General features: G+C 43.1%; 24 protein-coding genes and 1 pseudogene. 13 read left to right on the forward strand and 12 right to left on the reverse strand.

Going from position 1 to position 26187, the window contains the following annotated elements; all coding sequences use genetic code 11:
- Positions 1 to 119: 119 nt before the first annotated feature.
- A complete protein-coding gene (locus tag N8A86_RS03325) occupies positions 120 to 668 on the reverse strand; it encodes a ClpP family protease (protein WP_273567782.1) in 549 nt (182 codons plus the stop codon).
- Positions 669 to 1079: 411 nt separating this feature from the next.
- On the opposite strand from N8A86_RS03325, the gene N8A86_RS03330 reads away from it, so the two are divergent.
- The 4 genes from N8A86_RS03330 to N8A86_RS03345 all read left to right on the forward strand — a co-directional run bounded on the left by N8A86_RS03330 (position 1080) and on the right by N8A86_RS03345 (position 5270).
- Positions 1080 to 2390, forward strand: coding sequence for a hypothetical protein (locus N8A86_RS03330; protein WP_273567783.1), 1311 nt, complete (start codon positions 1080 to 1082; stop codon positions 2388 to 2390).
- Complete coding sequence (locus N8A86_RS03335) at positions 2372 to 3514, forward strand: T9SS type B sorting domain-containing protein (RefSeq protein WP_273567784.1); 1143 nt, start codon at positions 2372 to 2374, stop codon at positions 3512 to 3514. The genes N8A86_RS03330 and N8A86_RS03335 overlap by 19 nt, the downstream gene beginning before the upstream one ends.
- A 10-nt stretch (positions 3515 to 3524) precedes the next feature.
- On the forward strand, positions 3525 to 4430 hold the full coding sequence (locus N8A86_RS03340) for a PorP/SprF family type IX secretion system membrane protein (protein ID WP_273567785.1): 906 nt from the start codon (positions 3525 to 3527) through the stop codon (positions 4428 to 4430).
- A gap of 150 nt (positions 4431 to 4580) precedes the next feature.
- Positions 4581 to 5270, forward strand: coding sequence for a hypothetical protein (locus N8A86_RS03345; protein ID WP_273567786.1), 690 nt, complete (start codon positions 4581 to 4583; stop codon positions 5268 to 5270).
- Here the strand turns inward: N8A86_RS03345 and N8A86_RS03350 are convergent.
- The 3 genes from N8A86_RS03350 to N8A86_RS03360 all read right to left on the reverse strand — a co-directional run bounded on the left by N8A86_RS03350 (position 5267) and on the right by N8A86_RS03360 (position 8322).
- Positions 5267 to 6415, reverse strand: a complete 1149-nt coding sequence (locus N8A86_RS03350) for an MFS transporter (protein WP_273567787.1) — start codon at positions 6413 to 6415, stop codon at positions 5267 to 5269. The two genes, N8A86_RS03345 and N8A86_RS03350, sit on opposite strands and share 4 nt — an antisense overlap.
- Before the next feature lie 56 nt (positions 6416 to 6471).
- Positions 6472 to 7740, reverse strand: a complete 1269-nt coding sequence (kynU, locus tag N8A86_RS03355) for a kynureninase (RefSeq protein WP_273567788.1) — start codon at positions 7738 to 7740, stop codon at positions 6472 to 6474.
- Positions 7741 to 7824: 84 nt separating this feature from the next.
- On the reverse strand, positions 7825 to 8322 hold the full coding sequence (locus N8A86_RS03360; protein WP_273567789.1) for a GNAT family N-acetyltransferase: 498 nt from the start codon (positions 8320 to 8322) through the stop codon (positions 7825 to 7827).
- Between the two features lie 28 nt (positions 8323 to 8350).
- On the opposite strand from N8A86_RS03360, the gene N8A86_RS03365 reads away from it, so the two are divergent.
- Positions 8351 to 8992 (forward strand): O-methyltransferase, encoded by a 642-nt coding sequence (locus N8A86_RS03365; RefSeq protein WP_273567790.1) that lies wholly within the window; start codon positions 8351 to 8353, stop codon positions 8990 to 8992.
- Here N8A86_RS03365 and N8A86_RS03370 read toward each other — a convergent pair.
- The 7 genes and pseudogenes from N8A86_RS03370 to N8A86_RS03400 form a co-directional block, all read right to left on the reverse strand.
- Positions 8958 to 9530 carry a phosphatase PAP2 family protein gene (locus N8A86_RS03370; protein ID WP_273567791.1) on the reverse strand — a complete coding sequence of 191 codons (573 nt, stop codon included), beginning with the start codon at positions 9528 to 9530 and terminating at the stop codon, positions 8958 to 8960. The genes N8A86_RS03365 and N8A86_RS03370 overlap by 35 nt on opposite strands.
- A 2-nt stretch (positions 9531 to 9532) precedes the next feature.
- Positions 9533 to 9877, reverse strand: coding sequence for a Sec-independent protein translocase subunit TatA/TatB (locus N8A86_RS03375; protein WP_273567792.1), 345 nt, complete (start codon positions 9875 to 9877; stop codon positions 9533 to 9535).
- An 86-nt stretch (positions 9878 to 9963) separates the two neighbouring features.
- A pseudogene (locus tag N8A86_RS03380) lies at positions 9964 to 12268 on the reverse strand (M1 family metallopeptidase).
- Positions 12269 to 12329: 61 nt separating this feature from the next.
- Positions 12330 to 12851, reverse strand: coding sequence for a DUF6702 family protein (locus tag N8A86_RS03385; RefSeq protein ID WP_273567793.1), 522 nt, complete (start codon positions 12849 to 12851; stop codon positions 12330 to 12332).
- Positions 12852 to 12888: 37 nt separating this feature from the next.
- Positions 12889 to 13713: a carboxypeptidase-like regulatory domain-containing protein gene (locus N8A86_RS03390; protein ID WP_273567794.1), complete on the reverse strand. Its 825-nt coding sequence runs from the start codon at positions 13711 to 13713 to the stop codon at positions 12889 to 12891.
- Positions 13710 to 14459: a carboxypeptidase-like regulatory domain-containing protein gene (locus N8A86_RS03395; protein ID WP_273567795.1), complete on the reverse strand. Its 750-nt coding sequence runs from the start codon at positions 14457 to 14459 to the stop codon at positions 13710 to 13712. Before N8A86_RS03395 ends, N8A86_RS03390 begins: the two co-directional genes overlap by 4 nt.
- 36 nt (positions 14460 to 14495) lie before the next feature.
- Positions 14496 to 15245 (reverse strand): peptidase associated/transthyretin-like domain-containing protein, encoded by a 750-nt coding sequence (locus N8A86_RS03400; protein WP_273567796.1) that lies wholly within the window; start codon positions 15243 to 15245, stop codon positions 14496 to 14498.
- Between the two features lie 319 nt (positions 15246 to 15564).
- Between N8A86_RS03400 and N8A86_RS03405 the strand changes: the two genes are divergently transcribed.
- The 8 genes from N8A86_RS03405 to N8A86_RS03440 all read left to right on the forward strand — a co-directional run bounded on the left by N8A86_RS03405 (position 15565) and on the right by N8A86_RS03440 (position 25602).
- The gene (locus N8A86_RS03405) at positions 15565 to 18327 is read left to right on the forward strand and encodes a bZIP transcription factor (RefSeq protein WP_273567797.1); all 2763 of its coding nucleotides are present in this window, start codon (positions 15565 to 15567) and stop codon (positions 18325 to 18327) included.
- On the forward strand, positions 18328 to 19473 hold the full coding sequence (locus N8A86_RS03410; RefSeq protein ID WP_273567798.1) for a T9SS type B sorting domain-containing protein: 1146 nt from the start codon (positions 18328 to 18330) through the stop codon (positions 19471 to 19473).
- A 164-nt stretch (positions 19474 to 19637) separates the two neighbouring features.
- Complete coding sequence (locus N8A86_RS03415) at positions 19638 to 20228, forward strand: hypothetical protein (RefSeq protein WP_273567799.1); 591 nt, start codon at positions 19638 to 19640, stop codon at positions 20226 to 20228.
- Complete coding sequence (locus N8A86_RS03420; RefSeq protein WP_273567800.1) at positions 20185 to 21963, forward strand: collagen-like domain-containing protein; 1779 nt, start codon at positions 20185 to 20187, stop codon at positions 21961 to 21963. The genes N8A86_RS03415 and N8A86_RS03420 overlap by 44 nt, the downstream gene beginning before the upstream one ends.
- A gap of 299 nt (positions 21964 to 22262) precedes the next feature.
- The gene (locus tag N8A86_RS03425) at positions 22263 to 23432 is read left to right on the forward strand and encodes a T9SS type B sorting domain-containing protein (RefSeq protein WP_273567801.1); all 1170 of its coding nucleotides are present in this window, start codon (positions 22263 to 22265) and stop codon (positions 23430 to 23432) included.
- A gap of 227 nt (positions 23433 to 23659) precedes the next feature.
- A complete protein-coding gene (locus N8A86_RS03430; protein ID WP_273567802.1) occupies positions 23660 to 24400 on the forward strand; it encodes a M15 family metallopeptidase in 741 nt (246 codons plus the stop codon).
- Positions 24401 to 24440: 40 nt separating this feature from the next.
- The gene (locus N8A86_RS03435) at positions 24441 to 25202 is read left to right on the forward strand and encodes a M48 family metalloprotease (protein ID WP_273567803.1); all 762 of its coding nucleotides are present in this window, start codon (positions 24441 to 24443) and stop codon (positions 25200 to 25202) included.
- Positions 25203 to 25434: 232 nt separating this feature from the next.
- Complete coding sequence (locus N8A86_RS03440; RefSeq protein ID WP_273567804.1) at positions 25435 to 25602, forward strand: DUF6747 family protein; 168 nt, start codon at positions 25435 to 25437, stop codon at positions 25600 to 25602.
- A 125-nt stretch (positions 25603 to 25727) separates the two neighbouring features.
- On the opposite strand, the gene N8A86_RS03445 is transcribed toward N8A86_RS03440, so the two are convergent.
- Positions 25728 to 26114 carry an ankyrin repeat domain-containing protein gene (locus tag N8A86_RS03445; RefSeq protein WP_273567805.1) on the reverse strand — a complete coding sequence of 129 codons (387 nt, stop codon included), beginning with the start codon at positions 26112 to 26114 and terminating at the stop codon, positions 25728 to 25730.
- Positions 26115 to 26187: the final 73 nt, after the last annotated feature.

Below are 26187 nucleotides of genomic sequence, written 5' to 3' on the forward strand. Positions count from 1 at the left end.
AACTATCCCGCGAGAGCGTCTATATATATCCAAAAAAAGTCCTTCACAATACGATTGCGAAGGACTTTTTCTTTACACCTTTTCCTCCCGCCAGCTGACGGGAGGGTTAGGAGGGACTTTTATTCTAAAATCCCGTCCACGATACCATATTCAATAGATTCTTCGGCGTTCATCCAGTAATCACGATCAAAATCCCGTAAAACTTTTTCATATTTCTGTCCACAGTTCTCCGCCAAAAGTTTGGCGCTAAGTTCTTTGGTCTTGATGATTTCCTTGGCCTGTATTTCTATATTAGATGCCTGTCCCCTAGCACCACCGCTTGGTTGATGGATCATGACCTGGGCGTGAGGCTGAATGAACCTTCTTCCCTTTTTTCCAACGGACAATAGAATACTTCCCATCGAAGCTGCCAATCCGGTACAGATCGTGGAAACCGGACTCTTCAATGATTTTATAGTGTCATACATCGCAAAACCAGAGGTAACATATCCTCCGGGGCTGTTAATGAACAACTGTATTTCCTTATTGTTTTGCATATCCAAATACAACAAGCGATCAATAACGTGCTTTGCCGTATCATCATCAACCATACCCCATAAAAACACTTTTCGCTCTTCAAGTAGTTTTTCATCAATGGCTTCCTGTACTTTTCCTTTTTTTGAACTCATTCGATATTTTTTTCAAGTCTCAAAATTAAGCAAATAATCTATATGTAAATAATCTGATTGACAAACATAAATTGACGTGTTCATCGCTATTTTCTGCGGAATATCCGATGAGTTCAAAATCTACTGAACTGTTAAAAAAAACACTTCATCCAATAAAAATTTTCTTGTCGAGAAATTGCTCCGTTTATCGTACACTTTACGCCTCAAGTCCAGTCGTTCCGTTCTTTGTATAGTATTAACCAAATCTTGAATAGCGAAACAAAAGCACTTAATTATACCCCATATAATATTAGTTGCTGCAAAATGAACTTGACCTTAATTACACAAAATTTCACTTTTCACAGGTAAAGACAGCATTGTAGCTTCTAATTATAAGGTAATTGATCAAGAGAGATCGGTAAAATTATAATTATGAAGAAACTTTTACTCCCAAAAAATATTCTAACCCAATTGCTAGTCGTAGGCATGGTGATGACCTTTGGTTCCATCAATGCGCAATTGCAACAGGGTTTTACACCAAGATATTCTGAAACATTGAACGGCGACTTCACAATGATCGCCAACAATGTACTATCTAGGCACGCCACCAATGACTATAACGGTACGGGCAGTAACCATGATTTCGATGACAACGTATTCGTTGATATCGATAGCGACCCAACGACCTTTAATTCTAGTAGTGCCAATTTGGCGAACCCTGCCCCTAGCAATTCGTGTTTGACCATTGAGCGTGTTTTTCTATACTGGTCCGCTGCTGACAAGGAATATGAGGTAGATGGCGGCGGAAACATCCAAGCGGGTAACGGTGGTGCAGAACCTTCTTGGAATTATAATGAAATTAAAATGATGCTACCCGGATCGAGCACTTATGATGCCACATTGACCGCGGACGAAGTAATTTATCGCGGTAGGGATACTCATTTCGTCAACGACCCTTATATCTGTGTAAAGGATATTACATCTTGGGTGCAAGGTCTGGCCGATCCTTTCGGCACCTATCAAGTAGCTAATGTAAAAGCAACCGAAGGTCGTCTACTCGGCCATGATGGAGGCATTGTAGGTACCTCTGGTGGATGGCAAATCGTTTTTGTCTACCAAAGTCCTACGTTGCCACAGAAGAACATTACATTATTTGATGGGTATGCCCATATCACGGCCACTGAAAATAATTTTGATGTCACATTTAACGGTTTCCAGACTGTACCGAATGGTCGTGTCAAGGCCAATATGGTCATCGGCTCTTTCGAGGGCGACCGAGGCATTAGCCAAGATCAATTATTGATTTTCAACACAAATGGTGTTTGGGAACCGCTAACTACACCCATGCGCCACGCCGACAACTTTTTCAACAGTTCGATTACTACAGAAGGAACCGACTTTTTAAATCGAACTCCGGCTAGTACGAATACTTTAGGATTTGACGCCTCTCTTTTCGACCTAAGAAACAATGGCAATCGGTTGATAACGAACAATCAAACTTCCGCAGTTGTGCGAATGACCTCGAACCAAGAAACCTACGGACTTTATCTTTTGGGAATGGCGGTAGAGGTTTGGGAACCTTCTTTGAACCAATTAGATCTTTACGCTACCTCATCGGATGAAAACCCAAGGGCGGGCGAGACCATTCAAATCTATCTGGATGTTGCCAACACCGGAAATGATAATATCAGAAACCTGAACTTTACGACGACGATCCCCCAGAAATGGAGTTTGTTTCCGTAACGCCGTTACCCAGTGAAATAACCTATAATTTCGATACGAACACACGTGAATTAACATTTATGGTAGCCGATGGCTATACCGATGTAACAAGTGCACCCTATACTATTCAGTATGCGCTTCGTGTACAGAATGATTCTTACTTCGCGGGCCTTCCAGCCTGTACCTTCGACTCGAACTCACAGACCATGGCTTCTTTTTCAGGGGAAATCAGTATGAATCCCCAAACTTCTTATAGCTCTTTTACCTTCGATAATTGTGGTGTAGGAAATGGAGATCCGACCATTATTACCATAAGTATTACCGATGTGCAGGCGCCTACGTTCGATGGCACCCTTCCTGCGGATATAACGGTCGAATGTGATAGTGTGCCCGATGCAGCTGTATTAACTGCAACGGACTACTGTGATATGAACCCCGTGGTGACTTTCAACGAAACGGCCACTAATAATAGGGATTGTGTTACTGGATATGAAATTACACGAACTTGGACCGCTACCGACAATGCCAACAATAGCTTTACACATACACAAATCATTACGGTCAATGGAAATCTTTGCTTGATGGATGAGGAAGCTCCGGTATTTGTGGAAGAACTTCCTATGGATATGACCGTAGATTGTGATAGTATTCCCGAAGCAGAAGTACTAACGGCCATAGACAATTGCGATATGGATCCCGTGGTCACCTTTGAAGAAACTGCCACGAACGACCGTGATTGTGAGATGGGCTATGAAATCATGAGAACCTGGACAGCTACGGACAATGTCGGAAACCAGATGACCCATACCCAGATTATTACGGTAGAGGCCGATATGCCTTGTAATGTAGAAGATTTGGTCGTCTCAAAGACCATTACGGCCAATGGAGATGGTATCAACGACCTCTTTGAAATTACCGGTTTGGAAGCTTGTAACTATACCTATCATGTGAAAATATTTAACAGATGGGGCAATATTGTCTATGAATCGAACGATTATAGTAATGATTGGGGCGGAATTGCTCCTGATAACTCCTTAGGGAATTCAGGAATGCTGCCTTCTGGAACCTATTACTATATAATCGGTTTCGGTAATCCAGAAATGAAACCGGTCAACGGATACATTTATATCGGGTCCAACATATAGTTAGTCCCCCATGAACGCAATTAAAAGACATATTTTTTTTCTGGCTCTTGGCTATACCTTTTTGGGAAGTGCTCAACAATTACCGCAGTTTACCCAATATGTGTATAACACCATGTCAATCAACCCTGCATATGCAGGTAGTCGAGAGACTTTGAACATTACCGCACTACACCGAAATCAATGGGCGGGTATCGATGGTAATCCGACAACGAGCACGCTTTCGGCACATTCGCCCCTACGTTTCAGTAACGTCGGTATCGGACTTTCATATATAAACGATAATCTGGGCTTTGAAAAGACCAACTATGTGTATGCCGATTTTTCATACACCGTGCCGTTGAACCAAAAAGTCAATATGGCTTTTGGACTAAAAGGTGGATTTACGAATTATCGCTTAAGCACACCTGATGTCAACGATCCCTTCTTTGCCGGAGGATTTACGGAATGGAACCCGAATTTCGGAGCCGGAATCTATATTAGTTCCAACCGATGGTATATTGGTGCTTCGTCACCGAGAATATTGAATACCGATTTGAACGAAGGAGAATTTGCGGCCATTGAACGCAACAGTTATTATGCCATCGGAGGCTATGTCTTCGATATAGGCCGGACCACGAAATTCAAGCCAACGGCCATCATGAAATATACTAATGGTGCGCCCGCCACTTATGATGTCACTGCAAACTTCCTGTTTTTCGAAAAATTCTGGATTGGGGCTTCTTACCGTTTCAACGATGCCGATAACTTTGGGGTTGTGATGGATTATGCAATTTCCGATTCTTTTCGAATAGGATATGCCTATGACCAACCAACTTCAACTTTTAGGCCCTATTCCGGTGGTACGCATGAGGTCATTTTAATCTATGAACTCTTCAAACGGAGTTTGGGTGGAATCAAATCTCCCAGATATTTCTAAAATCTCTGTGAACCTCTGTGAAATAATTCTCACAGGGTATTCCACAGAGTTACACGGAGCAAAAGAGTCTCACAGAGAAAGGCGATATAATTTTAAACTACTCTTAAATTAGTACCGAAAACCCGTTATCTTTGGTGAAAACCCAAGAAAATGAAAAAGTACTTCACCTTTATTATCCTTCTTGCCTTTGTTATTATCGGATGTAAAGAGGATAAGAAAACCGTTACCGAGGAAGCCCAAGAACCTGAAAGGGAATTGACACTTCTAGAAAAAATAGCTCACGCCAACGGTTATGAGAACTGGAAGAACGTCGAAGAACTTAAATTCACCTTCAATGTCGATCGCGATACTTCACATTTTGAGCGTACTTGGATTTGGAAACCCAAGACCCAAGATGTGACCATGATGTCCGACACCGACACCCTTTCTTACAATCGTAAACAAATGGACAGTGTTGCCGAAAAAACCAACGGCGGATTCATCAACGATAAATATTGGTTGATTGCGCCCATCAATATCTTATGGGACGAGCAAAACATCACCCAAGAGCACACAGAAAATATCGAGGCCCCGATAAGTAAACAACCCATGCAAAAATTAACGGTCGTTTATGGTAACGAAGGAGGATATACACCCGGAGATGCCTACGATTTCTATTTCGGGGATGATCACATCGTCAAAGAATGGGTCTTTAGAAAAGCTAATCAAGAAGAACCTTCAATGGTTACTAGTTGGGAAGACTACACCGAAAAAGGCGGACTCAAAATCGCACAGATGCACAAAATGCCCGAGGGCGATTTTAAGCTTTATTTTACCGATGTCGAAGTTAAAACGAATTAACGACTGTTTCGACCCAAGAAAAAGGTTGCAAAGAGTACGAGTACTGCACACCCCAAAAGCACGATAAAACTTGTTACCAAGGAAGAACTATCCGCCAAGAAACCTAAAATGGGCGGGGCAACTAAGAACCCCGCATATCCTGTTCCGGCGATAAAGGCAACGCCTTGTGATGAATCGATTCCTTTTACATTTCCACCTATTCTAAAAAGTTCGGGAATGATGACCGAAAACCCGAGTCCTACCAGACCAAAACCCAGAATCGCCAAATACATATAGGTGCTCAAGACGGCAAAATAACCACCAATAGCTATAATGGTACCCAAGGTGACTATTTTGACGGATCCTATTTTTTGACTAATGCTGTCGCCTAAGAATCGTCCAGTAGTCATGGTAATCGAAAATGCCAAAAATCCGGCTCCCCATAAAGATTCTGGAGCCAAGCTGATTTCTTTTAAAAAGAGTCCGCTCCAATCTACAATAGCTCCCTCGCCTCCCATGACTACGAAAGAAACAATACCGATGACCAAAAGTGGTTTGAATAATTTTAGGCTAAAAGGTTCTTTCTCTACGGGGGCTGCCGTAATGTGATAGTAATTTTTGTAGAGAAGATAATTGATGATCAAAACAACGATTACGACAATGAACATGTGCAAGGCCGGATTACCTAGATAGACAATCAGAAAACTACCCAGACCCGCCAGCACACCTCCCAAGCTAAAGAAACCATGGGCGGCGGACATAAAGTTTTGCTTATCCTCCTTTTCCAATTCGGTAACCAAGGTGTTCATCGAAATATCGGTAAATCCGTTTGAAGCCCCAAAGAGAAAAAGCGAACCCATCAGCACATAATAATTCGGGGCTATCAACGGTAGCAGGGCCGAAACACTACTCAATAGCACTCCGTACCAGGTCGCCTTACCCACCCCAAGCTTGTTGATGATTTTAGCGGCGATGGGAAATACCGTAAAAACCCCAAGGGATAAGAAGAAAATAGCAATCCCAAGTTGTGACTTGTCGATTCCCAAATTTTCCTTGACGGTGGGGATGTAGATCGCCCATGTACCAAACCATATGTTCAGGCTCGCAAAAACCCATGCGGGCGCAAAATATCTTGGATTGGAAAGAATAAGTCGAAGCGATTTCATAAAAACTAGTCGGTTGCGCGGCAAAACTAGTCAAAAAAGATATCCAACCGACAATTTCACTGAGACGTTATTCCCGCCTTCAAAATCTGCCCAAAACGATACATATCGTCATAAGAGCAATAAAAAGGAGCAGGTGCCAGTCTAATTACATTGGGTTCGCGCCAATCGGTGATGACTCCGTTTTTCATTAAATAGTCAAAAAGTGTGCGACCCTGTCCGTGCAAGAAAACCGAAAGTTGGCAACCTCTTTCCACTGGGGTAATGATTTCAAAGGAGCTATCCACTTCCTTATCGATTTCGTGAAGGATGAATTCCAAATACGCTACAATTTTATCACGTTTCGCGATCAAGGCTTCCATACCGACTTCTTCGAACATTTCCAACGAGGCTAAATAAGGTGCTAAAGAAAGGACAGGGGGATTGCTAATTTGCCAGGCATCGGCTGTTTCAATAGGCTCGAACTCCGGTTTCATTTTGAAGCGGGTTTCCTTTTTCGTGCCCCACCAACCTTCGAAACGGGGAATATCATTTCGATCAAGATATTTTTCGTTGACGAATATACCTGAAGCATTCCCGGGGCCGCTGTTCATATATTTATAGCTGCACCAAGCCGCAAAATCAACTTTCCAATCATGGAGTTCCAAATCAATGTTTCCGACAGCATGGGCAAGATCCCAACCGACTACTGCGCCAACGGACTTTCCTGCCTCGGTAATGGTCTCCATATCGAAGACCTGTCCGTTATAATAATTGACACCGCCAATGAGTATCAAAGCAAGCTCCTCGCCTACTTCCTTGATTTTGGCAACAACATCTTCGGTGCGCCAAAAATGTTCCCCTTCCCGTTTTTTGACCTCGATAATAGCATCTTCCGAATTAAAACCATGAAATCGTACCTGACTTTGCAACATGTACTGATCGGAGGGAAATGCCTTTTCCTCACAAAGGATCTTGAAGCGTTTTTCGGTCGGTCGATAAAAGGACACCATCAAAAGATGCAAATTGACCGATAGCGTATTCATGACAGAAACTTCTTCAGGCTTTGCGCCTACCACCTTGGCCAATGGTCTCGTCAAACGTTCGTGATAGTCCCACCACGGTTTTTCGGAATGAAAATGCCCTTCTACGGCCAGTTCCTTCCAATCGGTCATGATGTCATCGACAAACTTTTGAGAACGTTTGGGTTGAAGCCCTAGGGAATTTCCGGTAAAATAAATGACCTCTTTGCCCTTCACTTTGGGAAAATAGAATTCGTCGCGATATTTTCGAAGTACATCATCGCTGTCTAACTGTTGGGCAAAATCTAGGGTATTCTTAAACTGCATAGAAATTTTTTTATCAAAAATACGATATTGGGCAAGACCCCAAAGGTTTTCCTCCTCCGGCGGACAAGTTACAACCATTGGGGTCTATTCGGCCAGTCGCATCTCGATAATATGTTTTTTAAAACCTGTTTTTTCATAGGCCTTTATGGCCGAAATATTATCACTGTAAACGGTCAACCGCATTTCATAAAGTCCTTTTGATAACGCCCATTGCTTCAACGCTTCGATAATTTTGGCATTTACGCCCATGCCTCTGAAATCAGGATCGGTGTACATGAGTCCCAGATAAGCGTATGTTTTGTGGTTTAGATAACGTCGTCCTTCTTTCTCCATACCTAAGCCACATCCGATCAATCGATTTTCCGAGACGGCGACCAAAACGACGACTTCAGAATCCAGAATCAGGTCTTTCAAATCGTAATACGAAACCGGATCGGGTGCAATGGTGGGGTCGTAGGGCCGTTCGTAGTCCACAACCCCCTGTTGAAATTTTAGTAGTACAGGTAAGTCTGTCAACGTAGCTTCGCGAATTTGAATATCATCCATAGACCTCAGAATTTTTAAGGTTAAAAGATACTCCATAAATCTATATTTTTGCTAAAATCCCACGATGCACTTTCTATCCCCTTTGTTGGAAGATTATATTCAAAACCACTCCGAAGACGAACCTGAAATCTTGCAGGAACTGACACGTGAAACACATATCAAAGTGGTACGCCCCCGTATGTTGACAGGGCATTTTCAAGGCCGTGTGCTGAGTATGCTCTCCAAGATCATCAATCCCAAGAACATTTTGGAAATTGGAACGTATACTGGGTATTCCGCTATCTGTCTTGCGGAAGGAATGCAAAAAAACGGGCAATTGCACACCGTTGATATCAATCCCGAACTTAGCGATTTGCAACGCCGTTATTTCGACAAAAGTGGATTCGGAAGTCAAATCGTTCAACATCTTGGGGATGCCATCGAAATCATCCCTAACCTAGACTTGACGTTTGATCTGATTTTTATCGATGCGGAAAAAACCGAATATCCTGAATATCTGGAGGCGGCTTTAAAGAAAACCAAAACGGGAAGCATTATACTATCCGACAATGTGCTCTGGTCGGGCAAAGTGGTCGAACCGCTCAACCCCAAAGACAAGACTACAAAAACCGTTATTGACTATAACAGGAATTTGAAAGAAGACACAAGACTCGAAACGGTATTACTGCCCATTAGGGATGGACTAACCCTAAGTAGGGTACGATGAGTCGTTTGTAAAGCACGTAGGTCATAAAGGCGCAACCAATGCCTACGAGGGCACCCACTATGATATCAACGGGATAATGCACGCCTACGTAGATTCTACTTGCTGCAAAAAGAAAGGGCCAAATGTAAAACAGCCAAGACCAGCTGAATTTTTTGCGTAAAAACAGAAACATCAAAGTGGTTATCGAAAATGAGCTAGACGCATGCCCCGAAAAAAAGCTAAAATTTGTTGGACTCTTTACAATCCGAATCAATGTGTTAATTTCTTCGTTGTTGTTCGGTCGTAGTCTAGCTACCACCTCTTTTGTGAGATCGGTCAAGGTAGTAATCAGAAAAATTAGAAAAACAAGCATCCCAAGCATGGTAAGGGACTTTTTTAAAGGGAATTTGAAGAATAATAGATAAATGAAAAGTATGAATAAAGGAATCCAATGATTAAAGTTGGTAATGGCGGACCAGAACGCATCATACTCCTTGACACCAAGTCCATTGAGGTATATAAAGGTTTCCCTATCCCATCGCAGTATCTCTTCGAGCATCTTTAAGACGATCCTCTTTTTATAGTACCGGTAACATCGTCAATACTTTTTTTCACCTTGTCCACGCCCGATTTCAGGTCCTTGCCTATTCCCGAATCTATACTGCCCTTGACCTCATCAATGTCTTTCTTTATGTCATCGACCAGACTGGTGTCGATACCTTGTTTTTCAGCACTTTTTTTAATTTCTTGTTTAATGTCTTCGGTGGCATCTTTCAATTGACGCATGCCTTTGCCCAACCCTTTGGCGATACCAGGAATTTTATCTGCACCGAATACCATCACCACGATAAACATGATAAAGAATATCTCGCCCCCGCTAATGAACAAAAAGTGTATCGAAATCATACCACAAATATAATCAAGTTTAAAAGAGTTCAATAAAAAGTCCCGATGATAAAATCATCGGGACTCGAAATGCAATAGTTGTAAACTTAGCCTTTGATTTTTTCCTTGAAATTGTCAAAATCGGAATTCTGCTCTTTCTTGGGCCACGAGTTGTTCGTTGTATCGATATCAGCGGTTTCAGCTTTCGGGTCTACCATTACACCGGTCAACTCGGTATCTGAAGATATCACGACACTGATTTCTTTGTCATTCTTTCTCCATATTTCTGGCGGATAGGTGATATTTTCCGTAGTTCCGTCGGCATATGTATATTCAACGATCAACGGCATCGGAATTCCGCCAGGTTTGTCATAGGTTACCTCGTAGAAATATTTTGGCTCTTTTACCTTGGCCCGCTCCGCTTCGGTCATATTGTCCATCATAAATTCCTTGAGCGTTTGCGAGGTTTCGGAAGGGGATTTACCTTTCAGGTTCTCATCGAAATCTTCGCTTCCTTCTTCTGCTAAATACACCAATGGTGGTAAATCGGCTTCTGTCATATTTCTAGCGGCCATATAATCTTGCATCTTTTTTGTTGGCTTATTCGAAACATAGTATTTTTTAATGTCCTTGACACCGATGTCAACATAATCGGTGGTGTAGAACCAACCCCTCCAATACCAATCCAAATCTACCGCAGAGGCATCTTCCATGGTGCGGAAGAAATCTTCGGGAGTCGGGTGTTTGAACATCCATCGTTTCGAGTAGGTTTTGAATGCATGATCGAACAATTCCCTTCCCATAACGGTCTCTCTAAGAATGTTCAATGCCGTTGCAGGCTTTCCATACGCATTCGGACCTAACTGGAACACATTCTCAGGATTATCCATAATCGGTGAAATGGTACTTTGGTCCCCACTCATATACGGAACGATTTTCGATGGATCTCCTCTTCTTGAAGGATATGCTTTGTTAGGTGCCACAGCTTCAGGATATGCCTCTCCGAACTCTTGCTCTGCCATGTATTGCATGAACGTGTCAAGACCTTCGTCCATCCAACCCCACTGCCGCTCATCGGAATTTACGATCATCGGGAAGAAGTTGTGACCCACTTCATGGATAATGACACTGATCATCCCATATTTCACACGGTCTGAATAGGTACCGTCTTCATTGGGTCGGCCATAGTTCCAGCAAATCATCGGGTACTCCATGCCCTGGTTCTTGGCATGTACTGAAATCGCCTTAGGATAAGGATAATCAAAGGTATGCGCAGAATACGAACGTAATGTATGTGCCACGGCCTTGGTCGAGTATTCTTCCCAAAGTGGATTCCCTTCCTTCGGATATAGCGAAACGGCCATCACATCGCGATTGCCCATTTTAACGGCCTGCATATCCCAAATAAATTTTCGGGAGCTGGCAAAGGCATAATCACGAACATTTTTTGCCTTGAACTTCCACGTTTTCTTTTTTATCGGAGAATCCTTTTTCAGCTGCTTCAGCTTCTGATTGGGTCACGATAATTACGGGTTTATCGTACGATTTTTTGGCCTTATCATAACGGCTCATCATGTCTTTCGAAAAGACATCCTTTCTATTTTGAAGGGTACCGGTGGCATCGAGTACATGATCCGCGGGCACGGTAATGTTGACTTCATAATCACCAAAGGTCAAGGCAAACTCGCCATTGCCCCAAAACTGGTGGTTCTGCCATCCTTCCACATCATTATAAACGCACATTCTAGGAAAAAACTGCGCGATGACATAGGCTCTGTTGCCATCGGCAAATTCTTCGTAACCTGACCTTGCCCTATCGACTGTGTGATCTGGAATATTGTAATTCCACTTTATTGAAAAAGAAACCTGCTCCTTGCTCTTCAACGGCTGCGGCAAATCAATGCGCATCATCGTGAAATTGATGGTATACGGCAGGGCCTTCCCTGAGGCATCTTTTACATGTTCGATAATAAAACCACCGTCGAAGGGTTCGCCCATATACTTTCCGGCAAAGGCTCCCGGTTGCTCGGCCAATGGTACACCTTCCCCATTTTTAATACGGGCCTTGGAATCTTTAGTCCTGATATTTTGATCTAACTGTACCCAGAGAAACTCAAGGTCATCTGGTGAATTGTTGATATAGGTAATGGTTTCCTCACCATATAATTTATGGTTTTTGTCATCAAGCTCAACGTTCATGACATAGTTGGCCTGTTGTTGGTAATAATCAGGGCCTGGTGCACCTGATGCCGAACGATACGTATTCGGAGTGGAGAACTCTTCGTACATCTGTCTGAACTTGCTTTGCGCCGTATGACCGGGCTCTTTTTCTTTAGGTGCTTCCTCTTGCGCCCCTGCGGTAAAGGCGAACAAGAATAAAATGGAAGCAAAACAATATTTTATCTTACTCATTTTGTTGTGGTTTTATTAGCTGTGAAAAATACTGGAATTTTAAGGAATTGTTAATATACTGTTACAAATTTAACATTCCTTTAGTATCCGATTTTATGAGGACAAAGCTCTTTTTCTTGTTATTTATCTTAAAATGGACAACGTTCTGCTGTTCATCGAACAGGTCGGTAAGAATTTCGTTCTGTATCTGAACTGATCTGATTTTCTCCAACCCTACCTTAGGAATTTCCATATAACAGATCATCATATCGGTATCATACTTTTTACCCAAAAAGACATATTCCACTTGCACTCCGTCAATTTCGAACAGAAGTTTCGTTCTCATATATTTTTCGATGTATTCATCGGCCATCGGGGATTCGACCTCAGTACTCAATTGGGCCCCAAGGTCGTAACGCTCATCCAATAGTTTCTCCATATCGTCGATAAAGATTCGCGTCGTAATCTGAAAGGAATCCTCTTTTTCGGAATAGCCGATGTTGGTGACGCTCAGGTAAAATTTATGCGCTCCGGTGAAAGCCATTAACGGCACTACCAAAAGCAGAAAAATGATCTGTAAGGGTCGCATCTTATTCTTTTCCATCCTTCAAAAATAAGCAATTGCCATGCCAAAAATGAATCTAATCAGTTTCGTTTTCTTTTCGAAATGCCATGCTTTTCTTTTTTAAAAATTCCCACATAAGCAATTGATCTTCGGTATTCACTGTAGCTTCAAAAAGGGTATCGGCCTCACAGAAATACATGAATTCGTTCAACTTTTCTTCAGGAATCTTGAATTCTTGAACATAGACCGAATCCGGATAAAGCTTTCGCACTTTTTCAAGCGGGCCCATCTTTTCATCTACTGCAACCAAACTTTTCAACTTTCGGGTACGGCCAGATACCCTGTTCAGAACTTTATGCAAACTAATAACGACCCTCGGACGATAAGTAAGGGTGTCATATTCCACAATTACGAAATTTCCATGGTCCGCCTCGAACAATATACGTTCGTTCTGGGTCATCACCTTTACATAGGCATTCGGAAGCTCTAAAGTAGAAGCCGTCACCACGGGTTCGATTTTTTGGTTTCCCATATCCCTTCCCAATTTTCCAGATAGATTATAGGGTCTTACGACGACTTCGTCCAATTCGGTTAGCGCATCTTCCAAAGGCACGAACAAAAAATTGCTCTCCAAGATGTTCAGGCCGACCACAATTTCCTTACGTTTGAATTGCACCGCGGAAAAAACGATGGTATCGTTCAAACGCACGGGAATGGTAAAAAATCCATTTACATCGGTTGTGGTAGCTCGTTGAGTTGTAATATTCATCACATGGGTACCCGCCACATCATTATCAGTACTGGTCACACGGCCATTCAGATCTGTAAATTGTTGCCCGTTTACCAAGCACACGGACAAGAACAAAACGAACCGAGTTATAAAGTCGATAAAGGTTTTCACTTCTTCTGTATTATTTCCAAACCGTTGTTTTGACGATACAGCAAACTTTTATCCCGCATATAATCCCAAATCTTGAAACGGTCGTGGGTATTTACAGTAGTCTGAAAAACGGAATCTACCTCGCAGAAATACATAAAATCATCGATTTTTTCCTCGGGAATCTTAAATTCAATTCGAAATAACGAATCCGCGTACATTTCGCGAACCCGCTGTGTACGGGCATATTTTTGGTTTCTGGCCAGACGATTTTTAAGCATTTTGGTACGCCCTGAAATACCGTTCAAAATGGCGTTTAAAGGAACAAGGCCACCTCCGCTCGTGGCCTCGAACAATTGTCTTTCGGCCATCGTAGGTACTTTTACATAGGCATTGGGCAGCCCCAAGGTAGAGGCTGTTACCACAGGTTCGACATCCATTCTTTTGGTGTCCCTGAAAATATTCCCTGTAAGGTTATAGGGCATGACGACAACCTCGTCAAGTTCGGTCAATGCTTCCTCCAAAGGAATGGATAACATTTTGCTTTTTAGAATATCCGCCGTGACTACAATCTCTTTTCGTTTGAATTGAATGGCAGAAAAAACAATAGTATCATACAGTTTTGCGGGGATTGCGAAGAATCCGTTTTCATCGGTAATTGAAGCGCGCTTTGTAGTTATGTTCAATACATGGGTAGCAGCAACATCACCATCTTTGCTATAGACGCGACCCTCTATCTTATCACTTGAAAAAAGGTTCTGCGCACTCACAAAGGTGCTGAACGTAAAGAAAAAAAAAGAAAAAGTCTACTCCTTACCATCGAGGGTCTTACGGAATTCTCGACTCTGGGTCACCAAAAAATCGATAAGTTGAAATTCGTTGCTCTTTTTCAGTAACGACTGTTCCGGCAACTTATCATCGGTGTAGACCAAAAAAGCACCGATTTGGTCTTGTGGCAGTTTAAGGTCCACCACAAAAAATTCATCATCGTAGACCTGTCGTAAGACTTCGCTGACCTTCAACTTAGGTCCGGAAACTTCTTCAGATGTATTGGATTTAAAGAGTGCCCTAAAAATATTGGCGATATTGAGTCCGTCTTGTATTTGCTGCTGAGAATTGGCCCTCATGGCTGCATTCTCTACTTCGGTAGAACGGTCTACCTCATATTCAAATTCTTTAAATTCTTCATTTTTGACCTGTAAGAAGCGTTCTTTATCTTCAGGGGTAACGATTATCTCATCGAGTTCGGTCACCTTTTCGTTTACCTCGACCACAAGTCGGTTCTTCTTTAAGATTTCATCGCTTATCTTGACCACCTGCATTTCATAATTCACCGCCGTAAAAGCAAGATCATCGCCTTCCTTGACCGCAATGGCAAAGCGACCTTGATCATCGGTTATAGTGGCCCGTTCAGAGGTCACATTGATGACGTTCTCGTTTGGTACGCTTACATCTCGATATAGTACCTGACCCCGCAAAATGCGTCGTTCATCATCTTGGGCAAAAATGGTATTGATACTAATTAGTAAGGTCAGGGAAAGTAATAGTGTTTTCATATTCGATTTTCGAATTATAAAGAAAATACAAGTTCTGCCGATAAAAAAACCGACACCACTAAACTTTTGTTAATTTGTAAAACGAATGGGCCGTCTTGCCTGTTTTTAAAGGATGGGTAAAGAATAAGTAACTTGAGTTCCGTTCAACGGATATTCCGTTCGTTTTGACCCCCAACCGACGTATTTTATCGTTGAATACTAGGTAAATGCATAGATAATTTTATTTTTGTTAACAGTGGTATCGACGGATATTGGGGCTAGAAACAATTAACCTGTATCTTAAATCTCTTATCTTTAGTAGAACACTTAAAATTGCGTTATGAAATCGTCCAAACTCCTATTGCTTTTGGGTCTTCTTTTTTGCGGCAGCCTTTTTGGGCAAGTCAAGATTGGTGACAATCCCCAAGCCATAGACCCTGGATCCGTCTTGGAACTCGAAAGTTCTGAAAGGGTTTTGGTCATTACCCGGGTATCGACGGCCGAGATGAATGCCATTACCCCACTTCAGGGTGCTTTGGTGTACAACACCGATCTTCAGTGCGTGCATTACTTCAATGGTACCGCTTGGGTAAATTTATGTGGCGAAGGTGGTGCCACGGCCAATATAACGGCAGATCCTATCATTCATGATATCGCAACCATCGCTTTAACCCCTTCGCCGAATGGCACCAATATCGAAATAGCAGAAAATAGTATCAGCAGTGAAATGATCGTCAACGGGGGAGTCAATGGCGTGGACATACAAAACGGTTCTATCGGACCCGGAAAATTACAGAACCAATCGGTGACCGTGGACAAATTATCGCAAAATGCCGTTGGACCCTTTGCCATCAATCGAGATAGTCTGCCCGTAAGCTTTTTTGAAAATGATATCGGATATTTGACGGAAATCAATATTCTCAGTGATGCGCCTGAAAATGTGTTATCGCTTAATAATGGGGGTGTCTTTTATGATGATACCGACCTGCTGAACGCAGTAAATGGCGCCGAGATTAATTTGAACAATCATATCGGGGATGATAATGATATTGATGCCCAAAATGAACTTTCTAACTTGGTTCTTAATGGAAACATTCTGACCCTCTCTAACCCTTTGACCGCCGGCAACCAAGTGACTTTGCCGACTGGCGGAGGAGAAAACCCTAACAATGAATTGATCACCGATGCTGATCTATTGGGCACAGATTTGGTAATTACCGAAGCTGGGACGGCATGGTCGGTATCGTTAGCACCATTAGCCGGAGGAGGATCAGGTTCTACCGAAGAAGTAGATGGAATTACTTTAACGGGAGTTGGAACCAACGCCGATCCCTTTAAAATAGAACCCTCTGCGGTAAATGGACAGTTTCTGAGCACAACAGCTGGTGCTGTTACTTGGGCAAACTTACCCGGAGGTACCGGCGGCACGGTTGAATCAGACGGAGTAACAATAGAAGGAAATGGTGTAAGTCCCAATCCGCTACAAATAAGAGATGGTGGAGTAACACCGCCCAAAATAGAACCTTCCGCGACAGATGGGCAGGTATTGACCACGGTAGCGGGGAACGTGGCATGGGCAACCGCAACGGCTGGGGCATCCATTACAGGTACAACCATCGATGGCGATGGAACCGTCGCCACGCCATTGGAACTGGCCGATGACGCGGTGACAACTATAAAAATACTGGATGCCAATGTAACGCCTCCCAAAATAGAGCCTTCCGCGACAGACGGGCAGGTACTGACCACGGTAGCGGGGAACGTGGCGTGGGCCACCGCGACGGCAGGCGCATCCGTTACGGGAACCACCATTGATGGTGACGGCACTCTGGCCACCCCTTTAGAATTGGCCGACGATGCCGTGACTACGGTAAAAATATTGGACGCCAACGTGACACCTCCCAAAATCGAGCCCTCCGCGACCGATGGACAGGTGCTTACTACGGTAGCAGGCAACGTGGCTTGGGCCACAGCAACCGCCGGGGCATCAGTCACAGGAACGACCATCGATGGTGATGGGACTGTAGCCACTCCTTTGGAACTGGCCGATGACGCAGTGACAACGATAAAGATATTGGATGCCAATGTAACGCCTCCAAAAATAGAACCTTCCTCGACAGACGGGCAGGTATTGACCACGGTAGCGGGGAATGTGGCTTGGGCCACAACAGCCGCCGGGGCATCAGCCACAGGAACGACCATCGATGGTGATGGAACCCTCGCCACTCCTTTGGAACTAGCCGACGATGCCGTAACCTCTGTCAAAATTCTCAATGCGACCGTAGCCGCTGAAGACCTCAATGATATGGGGGCAGCAAACGGAGAGGTTCTAAAATGGAATGGCGCGAACTGGGCACCTGCGGTCGACACGGGTGGCTCTCAAAATCTTTTTGAATCGGATTTTACGCTGGCTGCCAATCGAACACATAATCTTGGTGGAAATAATTTTGTTTTGGGCGGTTCCGGAAATGTAGCAATCGGCACTCTGCCTGGTGCACCACAAGACAGATTGGATGTTGATGGTCAAATAAGAGCTCGTAATGGTTTTGCCTCAACAGAAGGAAGTGCGGGTAATCCTGGATATGGATTTTATACTGGTGGCAATACCGATATGGGAATGTTTCGAGCTGGAGTAAATAACTTAGGTTTTTCTACTGCCGGTACAGAGGTCATCCGAATAGATGAGAATCAAAACGTTGGTATCGGAATTCCAGCACCAACAGAAAAGCTACACGTAATTGGCAATATTTTGGCGTCAGGAACAATAACTCCAGATTACGTCTTCCAAACTTATTTCGATGGGAAAAGCTCACTTAATCCGGAGTACAAAATGTTTAATCTACAGCAAATTGAAGATTTTGTTCGTAGTCACAAACATTTACCCGGGGTACCTTCTGCCAAAGATATTAAAGAAAAAGGTGGCATCTTAATTAATAAATCGACCGAAATCAATCTTGAAAAAATCGAAGAACTATTCCTTCACACCATAGAGCAAGAGAAAAAAATAAATCAACTTAAAACTGAAAATCAAGCAATTTCAAAAGAACTCGCCACTCTAAAAAAAGAGTTAGAAAAACTTAAAAATTTAATTGAAAACAGATAATTGAAAAGATTGCTTTATATATTATGTTCGGTAGTTGGCCTGATTTCTCACGCCCAAACCGCCCTATATAACAGCGGCAACCTACGCATTCATGAAAACGGCCAAATGGGTTTCCATACCGATCTGACGAATGATGGTGTTTTTGATGAAAATTTGGGGTTGGTCGGCTTTTATGGTAATAGTATAAGTGTTTCCGGGGCCTTCGCCCCTACTTTCTTCGATGTTGAATTTGCGGCTACGGGCAGTACCTTGTTGAACAGCTCCGTCAATGTCACCAACAATGCCAATTTTATTTCGGGCAATGTGGCGACCTTTAGAAATACTTCGGACGTTTCCTTACAATTTTTGGAAAATGGTTTTTATACCGGTGAGAGCGATCCGAACAAGGTAGACGGGTACGTTTCGGTCAGCGGGCGGCCCAATTTTACGTTTCCCGTGGGCGATGCAAATCAACTTCGCCCACTCATTATGCAATCTTCGGGAGCCGGTACATTGGCAAAATGCGCCTACTTTTTTGAAGACCCGAACAATCCTCAAAGTTTAGACGACGCTTTTAGCACAGGTCGAACCGCACCTAACGTCGGGGTTGTGAGTCCCTTTGAGTTTTGGCGGCTGGAGAGCGATGTGCCGACCACTATTAGTATCAGCTGGAACGAGCGTAGTAATATATCCGGTCTGACCGACGATGTAAATACCATAGCCATAGTCGGATTCAGCAAAAGCCTAAATCAATGGGTAGGTTTAGGTAGCACTTCCAGAGCGGGTGATCTGGTACAAGGCTTTATCACCTCGGCGCAATTTGTGCCTGATGATTATGACGCTATTACGTTTTCAGGTTCCGGAGCGCCCGATGTGCTTTTAGAATTGGATAATTATCTCGTGAGTGCCAATGGCGATGGCATCAATGATTTTCTTGAGATTCCGGAGTTGGAACAATCACCGAACAACGAACTCTTCATCTATGACCGTTTTGGGATGAAGGTATTCGAACAGACCAATTATACCAATGAATTTAGCGGTTTCGCAAATACCGGCGACTTCGTTTTTCAACGCGAAAAAGGATTACCTTCAGGCGTATATTATTATGTTGTTTCCATGAAAGATATGGGCCTTGATTTTCAAGGATTCTTCTATTTGACACGATAAAACCAATATACTTCGCTCGACAAAAAGTCATATTTTACGGTAACTCGCAGACAATTTTCATTTCACAACATATTTTAAGCTACACACAACAATTATTATTGGTTGCTCTCGTTTCGTACTAATTTTACTACAAATTAGAAGATTAACACAAATCTTAGCGAAAAATGGACTTGAAAAAAATCGGGCTATTATGCTTCCTTTTCTTTTTTGCAAATTTTGTAAACGCCCAGTTGAAAATAGGTGAAAATCCAAATTCAATCAATGCCGCCTCCATTGTAGAAATGGAAAGTACTTCAAAAGCATTGGTGTTGACGAGACTCACCACCACACAAATGCAAAACATTACTCCACTTCGCGGAGCAATGGTCTACAATACAGATACAAAATGCATTCATTATTTTAATGGATCACAATGGAACAACCTTTGTCAGAACTCCGGACTGGGGTCATTTTCATTTGTAAATAATGGAAACGGAACCTTTACCATCAATTATTCGGATGGCACTTCTTTTACTTCCCAAGATCTTACAGGCCCTCAAGGCCCAATGGGTTTAAAAGGAGACAAGGGCAATCAAGGTGACGCAGGCCCACAGGGAATACAAGGAGATAAAGGTGATCAAGGCGACGTAGGTCCACAAGGGGTCCAAGGATATGTCGGTCCTCAAGGTATCCAAGGCGACGTAGGCCCTCAGGGAATACAAGGTGAAAAGGGTGATCGAAGGCGACGTTGGTCCACAAGGGATCCAAGGAGATAAAGGTGACAAGGGCGATCAAGGTGACGCAGGCCCACAGGGAATAAAAGGAGATAAAGGTGAACAAGGCGACGTTGGTCCACAAGGGGTCCAAGGAGATGTAGGTCCCCAAGGCATCCAAGGGGATGTAGGTCCGCAGGGTAGCCAAGGAGATAAAGGCGATAAGGGAGACCAAGGCGACGTAGGCCCTCAGGGAATACAAGGTGAAAAGGGAGACCAAGGTGACAAGGGAGACCAAGGCGATGTGGGTCCCCAAGGCATCCAAGGGGATGTAGGTCCGCAGGGTATCCAAGGAGATAAAGGCGATAAGGGAGACCAAGGCGACGTAGGTCCCCAAGGAATACAAGGTGAAAAGGGAGACCAAGGCGATGTGGGTCCCCAAGGCATCCAAGGGGATGTAGGTCCGCAGGGTATCCAAGGAGATAAAGGCGATAAGGGAGACCAAGGCGACGTAGGTCCCCAAGGAATACAAGGTGAAAAGGGAGACCAAGGTGACAAGGGAGACCAAGGCGATGTGGGTCCCCAAGGCATCCAAGGGGATGTAGGTCCGCAGGGTAGCCAAGGAGATAAAGGCGATAAGGGAGACCAAGGCGACGTTGGTCCTCAGGGAATACAAGGTGAAAAGGGAGACCAAGGCGACGTAGGTCCCCAAGGAATACAGGGTGAAAAAGGGGACAAGGGTGATCAGGGTGATGTGGGTCCCCAAGGAATACAAGGTGAAAAGGGTGATCAAGGCGACGTAGGTCCACAAGGAATCCAAGGAGATGTAGGTCCGCAAGGAATCCAAGGAGACGTAGGTCCGCAGGGAATTCAAGGTGAAAAGGGTGATCAAGGCGACGTTGGTCCACAAGGCATCCAAGGTGATAAAGGTGACAAGGGTGACCAAGGCGATGTAGGTCCCCAAGGAATTCAAGGTGACAAGGGCGACCAAGGCGACGTTGGTCCACAGGGAATACAAGGTGACAAGGGGAATCAAGGCGATGTAGGTCCGCAGGGGATCCAAGGAGATGTAGGTCCGCAAGGGATCCAAGGTGATAAAGGAGACAAGGGTGATCAGGGTGATGTTGGTCCGCAGGGAATCCAAGGAGATAAAGGTGACAAAGGAGATGCAGCTAATCCTTCTTGGGAACTTTTAGGAAACTCTGGCACCAATGCCAATACAAACTTTTTGGGAACCACAGATGCCCAAGATCTTGTTATAAAATCCAATAATATAGAGAAAATCCGTGTAGTACAGAATAAAGGTCAGGTCTTAATAAATCAAGCTCCCACCTTTAATAATCATCCTTTGGTCATTAAGGCCAATGGTGTAGATGTCTTAGCTTTTCAAGACAACACAGGTACACCCAAATGGCATTGGAATCTTATAGGAAACGGATTGAACTTCGTAGAGTCAAATGTAGCCGATTACAGGTTATTCCTAGAAACTGGAGGACAAGTAGGCATTAATACCAATACACCTACTGAACGGTTCGATGTGAACGGTACGGCCAGAATAAGGACATTGGGCAATGCCGCTAATTCAGATAATATTATGGCGGCAGATGCAACAGGTGTATTGAAAAAAGTCCAAAATAAACTATGGTGGCAGATGGACCAATTCCAATACGAACACCAATTTGAATGCCAGCAGTACGATCGCCCCTGTTTTTGGAACTCAAGATTATGTCGACGACGGTACGAATCTATATCAAGTTTCAGGAAATACGCTCATTTTAAAAGAATCAGGTCGTTATGATATTAGAGCAAATCTGTCTTTACTCGGGGTCAATATATCCGGAAACACGAAACAAAGAACAAACGTCAATGCGAGAATTGCAGTAAATGGAACCCCAATAGGAGCTATCGCTGCCTCAGGTTATATCCGTTGGGCAAACGGCCATGACCATTCGAGCATACATGTCAATGAAATATTGCAGTTGAGCGCCAACGATGTTATCACCATCATAACGTATAGAGAGGCAAATTCGGGTACTGTTCGTTTCAGTGGTTCAGGCGAATCGAGTTTTATCATCAACAAGTTAAGGTAGTAGCAACATGCGAATCAGAATAATTTACATAGTATATTGCCTAAGTGCATTCGCCTTCTCTCAGGAAGCCATTCACAATTTTGGGGACTTGCAAATTCATGGCCAGGCCTTGGTGGGTTTTCATACCGACTTGATCAATGATGGTGATTTTGATAAAAATTCAGGATTGGCCGGTTTTTATGGCTATGATAAATCGCTTACCGTCTCGGGGACAAAAAGCCCAATTTTTTATGATGCCGAAATAGTAGTGGACAATGGTTTGTATTTGGATACCGGAATCGGAGTTACAAATAATGGCAATCTAATAACCGGTGATATAATCACTCCCAGAACCAATACAAGTGTATTTCCAAACTTTATTGACGACGCTTTTTATGTCGGTGAAAATGATGTTTCCCTTGTTGACGGCTATGCAGCAATGACCAATAAAACGGTTTTTACGTTTCCGGTTGGTGATGATGAACGTTTACGGCCTTTGACCATTACTTCCTCCTCAACTAATCCAATGGTAAAATGCGCATATTTTTTTGAAAGTCCGAATACCCCTTCCACATTCGGGAAAAGCTTTCAGACAGCAGCAAAGGCTTCAGAATTTCTTTCGGTCAGCGAAAAAGAATTTTGGCACTTAGAAGGAAATCTACCCGTATCGGTTACCCTGACCTGGGATGATTGGAGCAATGTGGGGGCTTTTGCAACCTACATTAGTGATATTAAAGTGGTCGGTTGGCATAAAAAACAAAAAGAGTGGGTAAATCTTGGTAGCACCGATGTTCAAGGTGGCATGGCCTACGGCTCGGTTACTTCAGAGCCACTTGTTCCCAATGAGTACGAAATCATTACGCTGGGCGGAAATGACGACAAACTTGAGGAATTTACGACTATCGAACTTGACAACTACTTTATGACTCCTAATGGAGATGGTAAAAACGATTTTTTAGTGCTTGACGGAATCGAAAAATCTTCAAATAATACCCTTCAAATTTTTGATCGCTATGGCATTTTGGTGTACTCAAAAACCAACTATCAAAATGAATTCAATGGATTTTCCAATAGAAATTCAGTCATAAATCGCCCTTCCGGTCTTGCCTCGGGTATCTATTTTTACTTGATAACAATGAACGATTTAAAACAAAAGCATCAAGGTTATCTTTACCTTTCCTCAAAGGTCAATAATTAGAGTTTTAGTCATATTGTTGCTATTCCCTTGTATTACAACCCAATTCAGTATTCAAGTCGTATCATAATATTTACCTAATTTAGTCCATTTAAGATTCAGATTAGGGAACTTCTGAAAACTGCCTGGAAAAATGCTCCATTTCCAAATTTTTGGGAAGTCTCACGTTGTTGGCAACATTTTTGATGTTTTCCTGTTAAAATAGATATCCGCTAACCTAAAATAGCACCATGAAGAGAAGATCATTTATTAAAAAAAGTAGTGTTTCATGTTTGGCCCTTGGTACCTTGCCGGCCTTTTCTTTTGCTCAATATCAAGAAGGGGAATTTTCCATTATGGAATTGATGGGCAAAGAAGATATCAAATTATACGGTGAGGGTATCAACCTTAGAAAAGAGGCTCACGATGCATTTTTGGAAATGAAGAAAGCGGCCAATAGCGATGGAATCGATTTAAAAATAGTATCAAGCTATAGGGATTTCTATCGTCAAGAAGGTATTTGGGAACGAAAGTATCAACGCTATACCGAAGAAGATGGTATGGAACCTATGGAGGCCATTGACAAAATTGTCGAGTATTCGACCATACCCGGAACCAGTCGGCATCACTGGGGTACCGATATCGATATCGTCGATGGGTATAGAAATGTCGAAGGCGATGTGCTCGTACCCGAAAAATTCGGTGAAGGTGGCCCGTACGAAGACTTTAAAAAATGGATGGACGAGAATTCAAAAAAATTCGATTTCCATTTGGTATATACCGACGACCCTAAAAGGAAGGGGTTCAAATACGAGCCATGGCATTATAGTTATGCACCTATTTCAATACCCATGCTAACCGCCTTTAGGGGCAAAAACATACTGGCATTGTTAGGTCAGGAAGAATTTATGGGCAGCGAACACTTCACGACAGGATTTGTAAACAACTACATACGCAACAATATTTTGGATATAAATACCGAACTTTTATAAGGGTTTTGTATCTTGAATTTTGTAACGAACACTAGCAAAAATGAGAAGAGGCAGTTGGAAAATCCGTATTTTAATCGGACTGGCTATTGTGGCATTCGCTTTTATTAAGCGATGCAACAGCAAAGAGACCAATGAATATACCGGTCGTGTACAGACCATAAACATGACAGCGGAGCAAGAGATTGCCATTGGCCTTCAAAGTGCACCGGAGATGGCGCAACAGCACGGCGGGCTATACCCTGATGAACGCTTGCAGACCTTCGTGGATGCCGTGGGCCAAAAATTGGTAAACAACAGTATGGCTCGCGAAACCCCCTATAAATATGATTTTCATCTCTTGGCGGATGACCAGACCATAAACGCGTTCGCTTTGCCAGGCGGACAGTGTTTCATTACCTATGCCCTATTTTCCAAATTGAACGAAGCTCAGCTTGCTGGGGTTATGGGCCATGAGATAGGCCATGTTATTGGACGACATTCCGCAGAGCGTATTGCCGAAAGTGATTTTTGGCGAACGCTTTCAATGGGCGCATCCGTCGGCGGTGACATGGGAGGTCTTGTCAGTGGCATCGGTCAGAATACCCTACTGACCAATGGAAGGGACGATGAGCTTGAAAGTGACGACCTGGGCGTACTTTTAATGATACGTGCAGGTTACGATCCCCGAGAAATGATCAAAGTCATGGAAATACTAAAGGGGGCCGCCGGGCCCAATCGGGTACCTGAATTTCAAAGTACGCATCCCGACCCTGAAAACCGTATCGAAAAAATAAAGGAAGCTATTGCCAAATACGGTGGGTGACCACTTCGATTTCCATTCCTTTTTCTTTTTCGTGGGTGCCTACATCGAATATCTGGGCCTTTCATCCTATAAAGCGTCCCATTACTGTTAATTTCGAGGTATTCATCCCATTTTTTGGCGATTTTGGCTATATTTGAAATCCCTCAAGTCTTAACACCGCCTCAAATTTAACCCTTATAGCTTTGATTTAAGAACACGTACTGAACTTGCTTCAGTATTTAAATGAAACTATATGGGAACACTTTTACATTTTAAAAACCTATACACGGCAGCATTCGAGAATTGCAAGCCTGAAATCGTAGTCTTGATTTTGAAAGTCTACTCGGTTTTTTGCGCATTCATGATCTTTATGGCGATTTATGCCGTTTTTTACAGGGCCTTTACCGGATTTGACTTTTAACCAATTTTAAATAGCTCTTTTACTTGAACACTATATAGGGTGATTTAGTTAAAAGTTAAAAAACCCGTTCCAGCAACATATGCATTGGAACGGGTTTTTCATTGATTGATGAATACTGTACTCGCTTACATCACGGCCTCAAGAATTGCCAACGCATCTTGGGCATTTGAAAGTTCAGCGTGTTTCTTGATCGTATATCCCTTATCGCTTCGAATACTGAGGTCCGCACCGTTTTCAATAAGTATTTTCAAAATCTCGGCCTTATTGTAGCGCGCTGCAAATATCGCCGGCGTCATACCCAGCGACTTTTTGTTTACATCCTCGCCCAAATCGATCATACGTTTTACGGTTTCGATATCCCCTTGCATAATTGCCTTGCAAAAAGAACTGACTTCGAAGTCAATACTGATTTGCGGATAAGAAGAAAGGGGGTGATTTGATTTTTGGTCGGCCTTGGCCGAATTGGCCATTAGCAGACATGCCACGGCCAACGTTAAAACAGTTTTTTTCATGATGAATGATTTAGATTGATGAATAAATTTTGATTATATAAATATAGACTTGACTTATCGCATCTTGTTTCAG

This window comes from Maribacter halichondriae, assembly GCF_027474825.1.
GTDB classification, from domain to species: Bacteria; Bacteroidota; Bacteroidia; order Flavobacteriales; family Flavobacteriaceae; genus Meishania; species Meishania halichondriae.

Bases quoted from the DNA above. Each gene is read 5' to 3' on its own strand.
- N8A86_RS03445 (WP_273567805.1), bottom strand. From the start codon at position 26,114: ATGAAAAAAACTGTTTTAACGTTGGCCGTGGCATGTCTGCTAATGGCC.
- N8A86_RS03440 (WP_273567804.1), top strand. From the start codon at position 25,435: ATGGGAACACTTTTACATTTTAAAAACCTATACACGGCAGCATTCGAG.
- N8A86_RS03400 (WP_273567796.1), bottom strand. From the start codon at position 15,245: ATGAAAACACTATTACTTTCCCTGACCTTACTAATTAGTATCAATACC.
- N8A86_RS03335 (WP_273567784.1), top strand. From the start codon at position 2,372: ATGGAGTTTGTTTCCGTAACGCCGTTACCCAGTGAAATAACCTATAAT.
- N8A86_RS03365 (WP_273567790.1), top strand. From the start codon at position 8,351: ATGCACTTTCTATCCCCTTTGTTGGAAGATTATATTCAAAACCACTCC.
- N8A86_RS03435 (WP_273567803.1), top strand. From the start codon at position 24,441: ATGAGAAGAGGCAGTTGGAAAATCCGTATTTTAATCGGACTGGCTATT.
- N8A86_RS03325 (WP_273567782.1), bottom strand. From the start codon at position 668: ATGAGTTCAAAAAAAGGAAAAGTACAGGAAGCCATTGATGAAAAACTA.
- N8A86_RS03425 (WP_273567801.1), top strand. From the start codon at position 22,263: ATGCGAATCAGAATAATTTACATAGTATATTGCCTAAGTGCATTCGCC.
- N8A86_RS03415 (WP_273567799.1), top strand. From the start codon at position 19,638: ATGGACTTGAAAAAAATCGGGCTATTATGCTTCCTTTTCTTTTTTGCA.
- N8A86_RS03340 (WP_273567785.1), top strand. From the start codon at position 3,525: ATGAACGCAATTAAAAGACATATTTTTTTTCTGGCTCTTGGCTATACC.
- N8A86_RS03345 (WP_273567786.1), top strand. From the start codon at position 4,581: ATGAAAAAGTACTTCACCTTTATTATCCTTCTTGCCTTTGTTATTATC.
- N8A86_RS03360 (WP_273567789.1), bottom strand. From the start codon at position 8,322: ATGGAGTATCTTTTAACCTTAAAAATTCTGAGGTCTATGGATGATATT.
- N8A86_RS03330 (WP_273567783.1), top strand. From the start codon at position 1,080: ATGAAGAAACTTTTACTCCCAAAAAATATTCTAACCCAATTGCTAGTC.
- N8A86_RS03405 (WP_273567797.1), top strand. From the start codon at position 15,565: ATGAAATCGTCCAAACTCCTATTGCTTTTGGGTCTTCTTTTTTGCGGC.
- N8A86_RS03385 (WP_273567793.1), bottom strand. From the start codon at position 12,851: ATGGAAAAGAATAAGATGCGACCCTTACAGATCATTTTTCTGCTTTTG.
- N8A86_RS03370 (WP_273567791.1), bottom strand. From the start codon at position 9,530: ATGCTCGAAGAGATACTGCGATGGGATAGGGAAACCTTTATATACCTC.
- N8A86_RS03430 (WP_273567802.1), top strand. From the start codon at position 23,660: ATGAAGAGAAGATCATTTATTAAAAAAAGTAGTGTTTCATGTTTGGCC.
- N8A86_RS03350 (WP_273567787.1), bottom strand. From the start codon at position 6,415: ATGAAATCGCTTCGACTTATTCTTTCCAATCCAAGATATTTTGCGCCC.
- N8A86_RS03375 (WP_273567792.1), bottom strand. From the start codon at position 9,877: ATGATTTCGATACACTTTTTGTTCATTAGCGGGGGCGAGATATTCTTT.
- kynU (WP_273567788.1), bottom strand. From the start codon at position 7,740: ATGCAGTTTAAGAATACCCTAGATTTTGCCCAACAGTTAGACAGCGAT.